Below are 12750 nucleotides of genomic sequence, written 5' to 3' on the forward strand. Positions count from 1 at the left end.
GTCACCACTTCACGGGGAGTTCCTTCACGCCGCGCATGACCCGGTTGCTCTGCCAGACGACCTCGTCCACCGGCACCGCCAGGCGCAGGCCGGGGAGCCGGCGCACCAGGGTCGCGACGGCGGTGCGCAGTTCGAGGCGCGCGAGGGGCGCGGCGGGGCAGTGGTGGGCGCCGTGCCCGAAGGCGAGGTGCGGGTTGACGGCGCGGGTGAAGTCGATCTCCTCGGGCCGTTCGAAGACCGTCCCGTCGCGGTTGGCCGAGTCGTTCTGGGCCACGACGGCGTCGCCCGCGCGGACGAGCGCGCCGCCGATCTCCAGGTCCTCGACGGCGATCCGGGAGAAGGGCGCGACGCTGGTGGCGAGCGGGGTGACCCGGAGCAGTTCCTCGACGGCTCCCGGCACCAGAGCGGGCTCCTCGACCAGGCTGTCCCAGAGGGCGGGCCGGGACAGCAGGGTGTAGAGGAAGTTGCCGGTCTGGTTGGCGGTGGTCTCGTGTCCCGCGGTGAGCAGGTCCACGGCGAAGATGGCGAGTTCGGCCTCGGTGAGCCGGTCCCGTCCGTCGCGGGCCGTGACGAGGCGACTGAGCAGGTCGTCGCCGGGGTCGGCGATGCGACGGGCTATCAGGTCACGGAGGTAGGCGTCGAGTTCGGCCCGCGCGGCCTGGATCCCGGTGGGGTCGGCCACGGTGAGGGCCATCATCGTGTCGGTCCAGGCCCGGAAGGCGGCCCGGTCCTCCTCGGGGACGCCGAAGGTCTCGCAGATGACGGTGATGCCCATGGGCCAGGCGAGGCCGCCGGCGAGGTCGGCGGGCGAGCCGGTCTCCTCCAGGGCGTCGACGAGTCCGTCGACGATGGCCTGGACCCGGGGGCGTACGGCCTCGACCTGGCGCACGCTGAACGCCTTGGCGGCCAGGCGGCGCAGCCGGGTGTGTTCCGGGGGGTCCATGCTGAGCAGCGACTCGGGGTGCTGGATCAGCGGGCTGGAGCGGGGCACGTCCTTGCCGACGGTCGCCGCGCGGCTGAGCCGCGGGTCCGCGAGGGCCGCGCGGACGTCGTCGTAGCGGGTGACCAGCCAGGCGTCGCCGCCGTGGGGCATGGTGACCCGGCTGACGGGCTGTTCGTCCCGCAGCCGGGCGTAGACCGGGTCGAGGTCGAGCCGTCGGGAGGTGAAGTCGGAGGCGAGGTAGGGGCAGGAGGACGCCGGGGAAAGGGAATCGGGCTTCGGGGGTTCGGGGACGCGGGATGCGGAAGCCAGAGAATCGGGGATGAGGAATTCGGGTGAGGTCATGAGGCCGTCTCCGTCGCTGAATCGGGCGGGCGCTGACCTTTCGACTCTAGGCCGCGAAGGGGTGGTCGATCGTCAGAGGAGCGACCACTTCTTCACAATTCGACGTCAAGCGTTCGGCCGGAGTTCCGGGGCGTCATCCGGCGCCGAGCCGGAAGCCGACGCCGCGCACGGTGCGGATCCATCCGCTGTCCCCGAGTTTGCTGCGCAGGGAGCTGACGTGGGTGTCGACGGTGCGGCTGGCCCGGGCGCCGATCGCCTCACCCCTCGGGTCGCCCCATATCTCCTTCATCAGCTGGTGCCGGCTGACGACTTTCCCGGAGTTCTGGGCGAGGTAGTAGAGGAGGTCGAATTCCTTGCGGGTGAGTTCCACGAGCCGTCCGCCCACGAGGACTTCGCGGGATTCCGCGTCGACTCTGAGGCGCCCTATGGAGACGACCGTGAGGGATTCGCGCACGGGTTCCCGGGGGCGGGTCCGGCGGGTGACGGCCTCGATGCGGGCGACGAGTTCGCGGAATTCGTAGGGCTTGTCGAGGCAGTCGTCGGCGCCGGCCCAGAGGCCGAGCACCCGGTCGAGTTCGGTGCCGCTGTCGGTGAAGGCGATGACCGGGACCGGGCCGCCGGCGCGGATGCGCCGGCACAGCTCCAGGCCGTCGATGTCCGGCAGGTCCAGGTCGAGCAGGACCAGGTCCGCCTCCTGGTGGAGGGCGAGGGCCTCGGCTCCGGTGGCGGCACAGGTGACGTCGTGTCCGAGCCGTTCCAGCCGGGCGGCCGGTGAGCCGGAGCCGTCCTCCGGCGTCCCCACGACCAAGACGTGCACGCTGCCTCCTACCACCGCTGCCAACTGCCGTTCTCCGCTTGATGATTCACCAGATCCGACGCGGCGGCGGAGTGCGGGGCGCGCCTTAAAGGAGCGTTCACCCGCGTTCACAAAAAGGTTCAGGCCACCGGTCCGTACGCCGCCAGGAAGGTGCGGACGGCGGACCCGCCCACGGCCCGGAGTTCTGCCTCGGGAACCCGCCGGGTGCCCAGGCGCGAGCGGGCCTCCATGGGTCCGGTCAGCAGGGCGAGGAGCTGTTCCGCCGCCTCGGCGGGGTCGCAGGGGCGCAGGTGCCCGGCGAGGGAGAGGCGGGCGAGCCGGTCGGCGAGGGACTGCTTGAGCCGGCCCGCGCCGCGCCCCCAGACGACCTCCAGCAGGTCGGGGAAGCGGGCGACCTCGGCGTACAGCAGGCGGCGGAGGGACCAGGAGCGCTCGTCGCAACATCGCAGCAGGAGCTGGTGGGCGACCGCGTCGAGGGTCGCGCGCAACGCGTCCGGGCCGAAGGGGGTGTCGTGCCCCTCGGCGGTCAGCCGCTCGACGACGGCGAGGTTCTCGGCCATGACGGTGTCGGCCGCCGCCTCCAGCGCGCTGCGGAAGACGTTCTCCTTGTCGCCGAGGTGGTTGTACACGGTGTGCTTGGCGACGCCCGCGACCTCGGCGATCTCCTCCATGCACGCGCGGGCGTAGCCGCGGTGGGCGAACACCGTGAACGCGGCGCCGAGGATGGCCTCCCGCTTGTCGATCCGGCCGCGGGACGCGCCCCGCCGGGCCGCCCTCGCGCCTCCCGCGGACTCGCCCGCACCGGCCTCCTCGGCCGTCTTCGTCGCCTTCGTCGCTGCACTGGTTCCGGTCACCGCGTCATCGTACCGCCCCGACCCAACTACTGCACCAGTGAGTGCAATTGAGCGCACACCCGGTTGCAGTCGAACCAGCGAGCCCCATAAAGTGCACCAGCCAGTGCAGTTCACTGGGACAGATCGTCGACGCCCGGGGCCGACCCGCCCCCTCCGCTCGCGACCGCTCCCGTCCGGCACACCGCTCGACCTTCGGAAGAGAGAGTCATGGCACACACGTCCGACGGACGCCTCGATCCCGCCCTGCGGCGACTGATCGGCGTCATCCTGCTCGGCGGGATCATGGGGATCCTCGACAGCTCGATGATCGCCGCCGCGGCCGACACCCTGGCCCAGGACCTCGACACCTCACTGGCCACGGTCAGTTGGGTCTCGACCAGCTATCTGCTGGCCCTCACCGTCTCCATCCCGGTCACCACCTGGGCCGTCGACCGCTTCGGCGGCCGGCGGCTGTGGCTGGTCGGCCTCGTCGTCTTCCTCGCCGGATCGATCGGCTCCGGCCTCGCCTGGGACGCGCCGAGCCTCATCGTCTTCCGCGTCGTCCAAGGCCTGGGAGCGGGCCTCCTCGACCCGCTGATGCTCACCCTCCTCGCCCGCGCCTCCGGCCCCGAGCGGGCCGGCCGCGTCATGGGTCTCATGGGGGTGGTCGGCTCCAGCGGACCCGTGCTCGGACCGGTCGTCGGCGGCATCATCCTCCAGGGCCTCTCCTGGCGTTGGATGTTCCTGGTCAACATCCCGATCGGGATCGTCGCCCTGGTCCTCGCCCTGCGGACCGTGCCGAAGGACGCGCCCGGCTCCGACGCCCCCGTCGCGCGCCTCGACATCACCGGCATCGCCCTGATCGGCCCCGGCGTCGCCGCCGGCGTCCTCGCCCTCTCGCAGGCGGCCGAGCGCGCGGCCTTCGCCACGTGGCAGGTCCTCGTCCCGCTGGCCGCCGCCGTCCTGCTGCTCGGCGGGTACGCGGTGCACGCGCTCGGCGCCCGGCGCACGGCCCCCCTCATCGACCTGCGGCTCTTCACCCGCCGCAGCTTCTCGGCCAGCGTCACGGTCGGCGCGCTCGTCGGCCTCGCCACCTTCGCCTTCCTCTTCGCGCTGCCCCTCTACTACCAGCAGGCGCGCGGGCACGGCGCCTTCGCGTCGGCCCTGCTGCTCGCCCCGCTCGGCGTCGGCTCCGCCCTCTCCATGCCCCTCACCGGGCGGCTCTCCGACCGGCTCGGCTCCCGGCCCCTGGTGCTGGCCGGCGGTGTCGTCGCCGCGCTGAGCGCCCTGGCGTTCACCCGGGCCGGCGCGGACACCCCCGAGGCCCTGACCGCCCTCGCCGCGTTCACCCTCGGTCTCGGGCTCGGCTCCGTCGGCGCCCCGACGATCGCCTCCCTCTACCGCACGCTGCCGTCCGCGCTGGTCCCGCAGGGCAGCTCCGTCCTCTACATGCTCAACCAGCTGGGCGCCTCGGTCGGCATCGCGACCGTCGCCCTCGTCGTACAGACCGCCGGCGACGGCGACGCCGTCCGCGGCTTCCGCGCGGCCGCCTGGACGGTGGCGATCGCCCTCGTCGTCACCCTGGCCGCCGCCACCCAGCTCCCGGGCCGGCCCGAGCCGCGTCGGGAAGCGCCCGACACCTCCGCCGACACCGGGACCGACGCCCCGGACGCGCCCCTCTCCGAGACCACCCCGTCCGCCGTCGCCACACGGGGGGACCAGCAGTGAGCACCCTCGTCATCGCGGGCGGCACCGACGGCATCGGCAAGGCCCTCGCCGAGCGCCACCTCGACCGGGGCGACACCGTCCTCGTCATCGGCCGCGACCCCGCCAAGGGCCGTACCTACCTGGAGCGGGCCCGGGCCCGCGGCGCCGGCGACCGGGCGCGCTTCGTCCGCGCCGACCTCAGCCTGCTCGCGGACACCGAGGCCGCGATCGAGCGGATCACCGCGGAAGCGCCGGCCCTCGACGCCCTGGTCCTCTGCGCCCGCCACTACCGCTCCCGCCGCACGGTGACGCCGGAGGGGTACGAGGAGAACTTCGCGCTCTTCTACCTCAGCCGCTATCTCCTCGGCCACGGTCTGGTCCCGGTCCTCCGCAAGGCCGAGCGGCCCGTCGTCGTGAACGTCGCCGGCCCCGGCGCCCCCCTCGACGTGGTCCGCTGGGACGACCTGCAGCTCCGCCACGGCTACCACGGCGGCGCGGCCCTCGGCCACGGCGGCAAGCTGAACGACCTCCTCGCCGTCGCCTTCGCCGACCGGTACGCCGCCACCACGGGCATCCGGTACGTCCTCATCCACCCCGGCGTCACCGCGACCGGCTTCTCCGGCGAGTACGACGCCGAGACCCTCCGGCACATCCGGTCGATGCAGCAGCGCGCGAAACCCGTCTCGGCGGCCCTGCCCCCCATCGTGGACGCCCTCGACGACCCGCCCGCCGCACCCCTCAGCGCCTTCGTCGAGGGCCACCGCCTGCGGGTCGACACCTCCGACTTCGACCGGGCGGCCGCCCTCCGCCTGGAGCGGATCACGAAGCTGCTCCTGGAGCGGAGTTGACGACTCCGTCACGTCGGGGCCGGGACCGCGCCGCGTCCCCGGATCCCTGACGAAGTTCTGACGAAGTCCTGAAACGGCGGCACTTGGGCACCCCCGCCCGGCGCACGGAGACTTGATCCGTCCCGATCCCCCACTCCCGCTCCGGAGGCTCCCGTGCCGCACCCGCAGACCCCCGCCACCGCCCGCCCGGTCCTGGACAGCCCGGGGAGCGCCGCCGCGCTCGTCACCACCGTGCCCGTCGACGGACCCGGCCGTCCCCGGGCCGTCGCCGAGGCGGTTGCCCGCCTCGGCGCCGACCCGGCGGCGTGGCCCGAGGGCCTGACCTCGTTCACCGTCTACGTCGACGACACCGGCGCCACCGTCCTCACGTACACGCAGTGGACGTCGGAGGAGGCGCTCGCCGGGGCCCGGAAGGGCACCGGCGGCACCTGGCCGGCCGGTCTCGGCGCCGTCCCCGGCACGGGAGCCCCGGCGGCGGCGCCCTTCCGTCACTACCGCGCGGTCCTGGGCAGCGTCCCGTCGGATCCCGCGGTCCTCCCCGAGTCGTTCCCCGTCGCGTTCTTCGACACCGAGGACGAGGCGGCGGCCCGGAAGTGGCTCGACGGGCTGCTGGCCTCGGAGGAGAGCACGGAGGGAGCGGACCGCGCCTACCCGGGCGCGGTGGCCGCGCACCTGCACATCAGCCTGGACGGCACCCGGGTCCTCAGCTTCTCCGAGTGGCTCTCGGAGGAGCAGGCGGTGGCCCACATCGAGGCCGTGTGGGCGCCGGTGCTCGCACGCTTCGGGGGCACGGGCTCCCTCTACCGGCACGTCGCCACGTACCTGCGGCCCTGACGCGGCGCCGGCGAAGAAGCGCAGCTCAGCGCGTTCCTTCCGCGTCCCACGGTCCGTCATGGACGCTTCTCCACAAGGGCGTTGACGCCCCCGAGCACGCGTCCGTGCGCCGTTCCGCGCCGGTCGCACCTCAGGGTGGGACAACCGCGGCGCGCGCTCGCGCGAACCGGTGAATCCGGCCCCCGGTATGTGGGGCCGACACGTGCGCCGGGCACGTTCCCGCCAGCGGTACTCGCCGTTGAGAGGGATGGGCATGACGCTTCACGCCACGGAAGCCGTACCGGAAGCCGTACTGGAAGACCTCCTCCACCGAGCACTGGGCGCCACGGACACGGGCGAGCGGTGGACGACCGAGTCGGACGACATGTGGTGCCGGGTGGCACCCACGTCCGGGGAGCGGCGCCGGCAGGGATGGAAACTGCACCTGTCGGCGACCGCCGCCTCCGCGCCCGCGGTCCTCGCCAAGGCCCTGGACGTCCTGCTGCGGGACGCGTCCGGGTTCAAGTTCGCCCGGTCGCTGGAGCGGGTGGGCGCGCTCAACTCCCGTGCGACGCCCCGCGGAAGCTCCGGCAAGTTCCTGACGGTGTACCCGCGCTCGGACGCCGACGCGGCCCGGATCGCCGGGGAGCTGCACCGGGCGACGGCGGGGCTCACCGGCCCGCGGATCCTCTCCGACCAGCAGTACGCGGCGGACAGCCTGGTCCACTACCGGTACGGCGCCTTCGTCGGCCTGCGGCGACTGTCCGAGGACGGACTGCTGGTCTGGTACTTCGAGGACCCCGAAGGCAATCCGGTGGAGGACCGGCGGACCGGGCGGTACACCCCGCCGGCGTGGGCCGTCAGCCCCTTCCCCGCCCCGCCCGCGGCGCCGGCTCCCGCCACGCCCCGCCCGGTGGTGGTCGGCGGCCGGTTCTCGGTGCGGGAGGCGATCCGGCACACCAACAAGGGCGGCGTCTACCGGGGCAGCGACGTCCGCACGGGCGCCCCGGTCGTCATCAAGGAGACCCGCCCGCACGTGGAGGCGGACGCCTCCGGCGGCGACGTCCGCGACTGGCTGCGCGCCGAGGCGCGGACCCTGGAGAAGCTGCGCGGCACGGGCCTCGCGCCGGAGCCGCTCGCGCTCTTCGAGCACGGCGGGCACCTGTTCCTCGCGCAGGAGGAGGTGCCGGGCGTGCCGCTGCGGACCTGGGTCGCCGAACGGTTCCGCGACGCCGGCGGCGAGCGGTACGCCGCCGAGGCGGCGGAGCAGGCCGGGCGGCTCGTGGACCTGGTCGCGGCGGCCCACGCCCGCGGCTGTGTGCTGCGGGACTTCACGCCGGGGAACGTGATGGTCCGTCCGGACGGGGAGCTGCGCCTCATCGACCTGGAGCTCGCCGTCCTGGACGACGACGCCGCGCTCCCGACCCGGGTCGGCACGCCCGGGTTCAGCGCCCCCGAGCGGCTGGCGGACGCGCCGGTCTCCCCGACCGCCGACTACTACAGCCTCGGCGCCACCGTGTGCTTCGTGCTGACGGGCAAGGTGCCGAACCTGCTGGCCGAGGAGCCGGCCGACCGGCCCGCGGAGGAGCGGCTCGCCGACTGGCTGGACGCCTGCGCGGTCTCCGTACGGCTCCCGGACGGGGCGCGGGAGTCGGTGCTCGGGCTCATGCGGGACGATCCGGCCCGGCGCTGGGACCCGGCCAGGGCCCGCAGGGCCCTCGGGGGGACGGACGCGGACCGCCCCCCGGCCTCCGGTGCCGCCCCGGCGGGACGCGGCGCGCGGGAGGCGACCGAGACCGCCGTCGCCGGGATCGTCCGGCACCTCGTCGACACGATGACGCCCGGGGACGAGCGGCGGCTGTGGCCGGTCTCCACGACGGCCGGCGAGACCGACCCGTGCACCGTGCAGCAGGGCGCGGCCGGCGTCCTCTCGGTGCTGACGCGGTACTTCGAGCTCACCGGCGATCCCCGCCTGCCCGGCCTGCTCGCCACCGCGGGCCGCTGGATCGCCGCCCGCGCCGACACCCGCGCCGGCCGGCCCGGCCTGCACTTCGGGACCCGGGGCACCGCCTGGGCGCTGTACGACGCCGGGCGCGCCGTCGGCGACCGGACGCTCATGGACCACGCCGTGGCCCTCGCGCTGGCGCCGCTGGAGCCGACGCCCAGCCACGACATCACCCACGGCACCGCGGGCGCCGGCCTGGCCGCCGTCCACCTGTGGCGGCGCACCGGCGATCCCCGCCTCGCGGCGCTGGTCACCGACGCGGCGGACCGGCTGGCCGCCGCCGCGCGCCGCGAGCCGGCCGGGGCGAGCTGGCCGGTGCCGGCGGAGGCCGTCGCGTCGGAGGCGGGCAAGCGCTACCTCGGCTTCGCCCACGGCACCTCCGGCATCGGCTGCTTCCTGCTGGCCGCCGCGTCCGTCACCGGCCGTCCGGCGGACCGGGAGCTGGCCGTGGCGGCGGGCGAACTCCTGGTCGCCCACGCCGTGGACGTGGGCGGGGCCGCCCAGTGGCCGGCGCAGGCCGGTGACGTGCCCACGGCCCCGTACTGGTGCCACGGCTCGGCCGGCATCGGCTCGTTCCTGGTGCGGCTGTGGCGGGCGACCGGCGACGACCGGTTCGGCGAGCTCGCCCGGCGCGCGGGCCGGGCGGTCGTCGAGCGGGCCTCGCGCGCCGCGCTCACCCAGTGCCACGGCCTCGCGGGCAACGGCGACTTCCTGCTCGACCTGGCCGAGGCCACGGGCGACCCGGCGCCCCGCGCCCGGGCCGAGGACCTGGCCCGCCTCATCGTCTCCGAACGGTCCCACCGCGGAGGTCACGTCGTCTTTCCCAACGAGTACGGGGACGTCACGACGGGCTGGAGCGACGGATCCGCCGGAATCCTGGCGTTCCTCCTGCGGGTGCGCCACCAAGAACCCCGGCACTGGATGGACCAGCGGCCGGTGTGAGCGGCGGACGGCCCGCCGCCACGGTACGAGGAACGGCGCGAAGGACAACGGCACGGACAACACCACCGAGAAGGAGAACACCATGGAGAACCAGGACCTCGACCTGCTCGCCCGCCTGCACGCCCTTCCGGAGACCGACCCGGTCGGCATCGACGGAGCGCCCTTCGCCGGCACCTGCGAGTGCGTCGGCCTGCTCACGCTCCTCAACACCGTCTGTATCGGTGTGAGCTGCGCGTAGCCCCCACCGCCTCCTCCGGCCGCCGGCTGCCCCGGGGCAGCCGGCGGCCGGGGGAGGCCCCAGCGACGAGGACCAGACGCATGCCGCTGCACACCGGTGACCACGCATCCCCCCGCACCGCCGCACCGCACCCGGGCGACACCCCGCCCGCGCCCGCACCCGCGATCAGCACGCGGGGCCTGGTCAAGAGCTACCGGGGCCCGGACGGCACCACCACGCACGCGGTGCGCGGCCTCGACCTGGACGTGCGCCAGGGCGAGACGTTCGCCTTCCTCGGCCCCAACGGCGCCGGGAAGTCCACCACCATCGCGATGCTCTGCGCCCTCACCCGGCCCACGTCCGGTCACGCGACCGTGGCGGGCGCCGACGTCCTGACCGAACCCGACCGGGTACGCCGCCGGGTCGGCCTCCTCTTCCAGCACAGCGCCCTCGACCCGGACCTGACGGCCGAGCAGAACCTCCGCGTCCACGCCCGCCTGTACGGGCTCGGCCGCGCCGAGGCCCGCCGCCGCACGGCCGAGGTCCTGGACCTCGCCGACCTGACCGACCGCCGGCGCTCGCCCGTCCGCACCCTGTCGGGCGGCATGCGGCGGCGCCTGGAGCTGGCCCGCCAGCTCCTGCACTCCCCGGGCGTGCTGTTCCTGGACGAGCCGACCACCGGGCTCGATCCGCACGCCCGCGCCCGCGTCCGGGAACACCTGCGGGACCTGCGGGACCGGCACGGCAGCACGCTGTTCGTCACCACCCACTACCTGGACGAGGCGGAGCACTGCGACCGGCTGGCCATCATCGACGGGGGCCGGCTGGTGGCGCAGGGCACCCCGCACGAGGTCAAGGCCGCGATCGGGGACGACCGGGTGGTGCTGCGCACCAGCGACGACGAGGCCGCGCGACGGGTCGTCGGCACGCTCACGCCGCCGGACCGGTCGCTCACCGTGGACGCGGACGGGCTGTGGCTCCGGGTGCCGGACGGCAGCGCGTGGATCCCCCGTCTGTGCGCGGCCCTCGGGGCCCACGGCATCGCCGTGCACGCCGCGTCCGCGACCCCGCCCACCCTCGACGACGTCTTCTTCCACCACACCGGACGCAGCATGGCCCCGGACGGAGGCGGCCGATGACCACGCTCACCCGGCCCGAGCCCGACGGCAACGGCACCGGGGCCCCCGCCCGCCTCGCCGCCGGCGCCCGCGCCGGCGCGGAGCGCCCGCCCCGCCTCCGGCGCGAACTGCGCGCCCTGCACGCGCTGGTCCACCGCGACCTGCTCCGCCTCGCCTGCCAGCGCACCCCCACCGCGCTGATGCTGCTCCACCCGGTGCTGTACCTCTTCATCCTGGGCGGCGGCCTGGCGACGCTCATCCCCACCGCCTCGCTGGGCGTCGGCTACCGGACGTACCTCTTCCCCGGCATGCTGATGATGACCGTGCAGACGCCGGCCATCATGGTCGGCATCCGGCTGATCACCGACCGGCAGAGCGGCTACCTCCGCGAGCTGCTGATGGCCCCGGTGGGCCGCGCGACCCTGCTGCTGGGCGGCTGCGCGGGCGGGACCCTGGTGGCCACGGTGCAGGGCGCGGTGCTCCTCGGGCTGGCCGGAGCGGTCGGCATCCCGTACGACCCGGTGCTGTTCGCCCTGCTCCTCGGCGGCATGGTCCTGGCCTCCTTCACCATCACCGCGCTCTCCCTGGCACTGGCCGTGGGCCTGAGCAGGCCGGAGACGTTCCACACGCTGCTCGGACTGGTGATGATGCCGCTGCTCTTCCTCTCCGGCGGCTTCTTCCCCCTGGCGTCCCTGCCCGGCTGGGCCCAGCCCCTGGCGGCCGTGAACCCCCTCGCGTACGGCGTGGACGTGCTGCGCCGTTCCATCGCCCTGCGGGCGCCCGGGCAGGCGGCGGCCGGCGGCGTCGAGTGGGCGGGCCGGCAGCCTCCCCTGTTCCTCGAAGCGGGTCTGCTGCTGACCGCCGGGGTGCTGGCCCTGCTGTGGGCGACCCGCCGTTTCAGCCGCCCGGAGTGAGCGCGCCGGCCGGGTGCGGGTCCGCCGGGCCGGAGGAGCGGCGGATCCGTTCCTCCAGCGCGGCCCGGCAGCCGGGCCACTCCGCCCCGGTGACCGAGAACATCGCGGAGTCGCGCAGCCTGCCCGACTCGCCCGGGGCCCACGACCGCGACCAGTTGCGCAGCACTCCCTCGAACCGTGCGCCGACCCGCTCGATGGCCGCCCGGGACCGGGCGTTGCGCGCGTCGGTCTTCAGGTCGACCCGCGCCACCCCCCACTTCTCGAACGCGTGCCGGAACAGCAGGTACTTCGCCTCCGTGTTCACCCCCGTGCCCTGCGCCGAGGCGGCGAGCCAGGTGAATCCGACCTCGACGGCGTACAGCCCCTCGCGGTCCCCGGGCGGCCACGGCCGGGGGTCGAGGAACGCCGTGGCGCCGACGGCCCGCCCGGTCGCCCGGTCCACCTGCGCGTAGGGGGCCACCTTCCCGTCGGCCCGACGGCCGAGCTGCGCGTCGACGTACGCCTCGACCTCGTGCGCCCCCGGCACCCAGGTGAACCGGTACGCGCCGCGGTCCTCCTCGGCCGCGGCGGCGAGGTCCGGGGCGTGCCGGTGCTCCAGCGGCTCCAGCCGCACCCTCGTCCCGTCCAGTACCGGTGCTTCGTACGCGAATCCCATCAGCCACACTCCCGCGCGCCGTTCCTCAAGTCCGGGCGGTGCGCCCGGAGTCGAAGGCTCGCTCAGGTCCGACGGCGTCCGGCGGGAATTCCACGGAACGAGACGCGCGGGGCGCCGGCCCGGCTCAGGAGCGGGGCTCCTCGTCCGCCTCCCCGGCCGCGAGCTGGTGGTCGGCCCAGACGTAGCCGACCGGCAGCAGTTCGGCGACCGGGACCGCGCGGACGCGGCCGCCGTCGACGACGATGACCTTCGCGCCGGGGAAGTAGTCCAGGAGCACCTGGCGGCACCGGCCGCACGGGGGGACGACGCCCCGCTCGCGGTCGCCGACGGCGACGATCGTGTCCAGTTCGTAGGCGCCCTGCGCGGCCGCCGTGCCGATCAGGACCAGTTCGGCGCAGGGTCCTCCGGTGAAGTGGTAGGCGTTCACGGCGGTGACGACCCGGCCGTCCCGGGCGCGGCCCGCGGCGGCCATCGTGTGCTCGTCCCCCCGACACCGGGTGCGGGCGACGTGCGTCGCGGCTTGGACCAGCTCCTCGTCGAGTGGATCGAGCGCGTCGGGGTGGGGGGTGTGCGTCGCCATCGTTCTCCGCCTTCGT

12 protein-coding genes are annotated in these 12750 nt (G+C 74.9%); 7 read left to right on the plus strand and 5 right to left on the minus strand.

Annotation, left to right across the window (positions count from 1 at the left end):
• Window position 1: 1 nt before the first annotated feature.
• The 3 genes from IE321_RS00360 to IE321_RS00370 all read right to left on the minus strand — a co-directional run bounded on the left by IE321_RS00360 (window position 2) and on the right by IE321_RS00370 (window position 2845).
• Window positions 2-1285, minus strand: coding sequence for a cytochrome P450 (locus IE321_RS00360; protein ID WP_190221259.1), 1284 nt, complete (start codon window positions 1283-1285; stop codon window positions 2-4).
• A 133-nt stretch (window positions 1286-1418) separates the two neighbouring features.
• Window positions 1419-2102, minus strand: a complete 684-nt coding sequence (locus IE321_RS00365) for a response regulator transcription factor (protein ID WP_190221260.1) — start codon at window positions 2100-2102, stop codon at window positions 1419-1421.
• Between the two features lie 119 nt (window positions 2103-2221).
• Complete coding sequence (locus tag IE321_RS00370; protein ID WP_226652523.1) at window positions 2222-2845, minus strand: TetR/AcrR family transcriptional regulator; 624 nt, start codon at window positions 2843-2845, stop codon at window positions 2222-2224.
• A 318-nt stretch (window positions 2846-3163) separates the two neighbouring features.
• On the opposite strand from IE321_RS00370, the gene IE321_RS00375 reads away from it, so the two are divergent.
• The 7 genes from IE321_RS00375 to IE321_RS00405 all read left to right on the plus strand — a co-directional run bounded on the left by IE321_RS00375 (window position 3164) and on the right by IE321_RS00405 (window position 11499).
• Entirely contained in the window at window positions 3164-4663 is a 1500-nt protein-coding gene (locus IE321_RS00375) for a DHA2 family efflux MFS transporter permease subunit (RefSeq protein ID WP_190221262.1), read from the plus strand.
• Window positions 4660-5490 carry an SDR family NAD(P)-dependent oxidoreductase gene (locus IE321_RS00380; protein ID WP_043222257.1) on the plus strand — a complete coding sequence of 277 codons (831 nt, stop codon included), beginning with the start codon at window positions 4660-4662 and terminating at the stop codon, window positions 5488-5490. The genes IE321_RS00375 and IE321_RS00380 overlap by 4 nt, the downstream gene beginning before the upstream one ends.
• Before the next feature lie 153 nt (window positions 5491-5643).
• Complete coding sequence (locus tag IE321_RS00385; RefSeq protein ID WP_190221263.1) at window positions 5644-6324, plus strand: hypothetical protein; 681 nt, start codon at window positions 5644-5646, stop codon at window positions 6322-6324.
• Between the two features lie 253 nt (window positions 6325-6577).
• Window positions 6578-9250, plus strand: a complete 2673-nt coding sequence (gene lanL / locus IE321_RS00390) for a class IV lanthionine synthetase LanL (RefSeq protein ID WP_190221264.1) — start codon at window positions 6578-6580, stop codon at window positions 9248-9250.
• Between the two features lie 82 nt (window positions 9251-9332).
• Entirely contained in the window at window positions 9333-9488 is a 156-nt protein-coding gene (locus tag IE321_RS00395; RefSeq protein ID WP_190221265.1) for a VenA family class IV lanthipeptide, read from the plus strand.
• 80 nt (window positions 9489-9568) lie between these two features.
• A complete protein-coding gene (locus IE321_RS00400) occupies window positions 9569-10606 on the plus strand; it encodes an ABC transporter ATP-binding protein (RefSeq protein WP_190221266.1) in 1038 nt (345 codons plus the stop codon).
• The gene (locus IE321_RS00405; RefSeq protein ID WP_190221267.1) at window positions 10603-11499 is read left to right on the plus strand and encodes an ABC transporter permease; all 897 of its coding nucleotides are present in this window, start codon (window positions 10603-10605) and stop codon (window positions 11497-11499) included. Before IE321_RS00400 ends, IE321_RS00405 begins: the two co-directional genes overlap by 4 nt.
• Here IE321_RS00405 and IE321_RS00410 read toward each other — a convergent pair.
• A complete protein-coding gene (locus IE321_RS00410) occupies window positions 11483-12154 on the minus strand; it encodes a GNAT family N-acetyltransferase (protein WP_190221268.1) in 672 nt (223 codons plus the stop codon). The two genes, IE321_RS00405 and IE321_RS00410, sit on opposite strands and share 17 nt — an antisense overlap.
• A 124-nt stretch (window positions 12155-12278) precedes the next feature.
• A complete protein-coding gene (locus tag IE321_RS00415) occupies window positions 12279-12734 on the minus strand; it encodes a cytidine/deoxycytidylate deaminase family protein (protein WP_190221269.1) in 456 nt (151 codons plus the stop codon).
• Between the last annotated feature and the right edge of the window lie 16 nt (window positions 12735-12750).

The sequence above is a fragment of the Streptomyces hydrogenans genome, from assembly GCF_014656075.1.
Classification (GTDB): domain Bacteria; phylum Actinomycetota; class Actinomycetes; order Streptomycetales; family Streptomycetaceae; genus Streptomyces; species Streptomyces hydrogenans.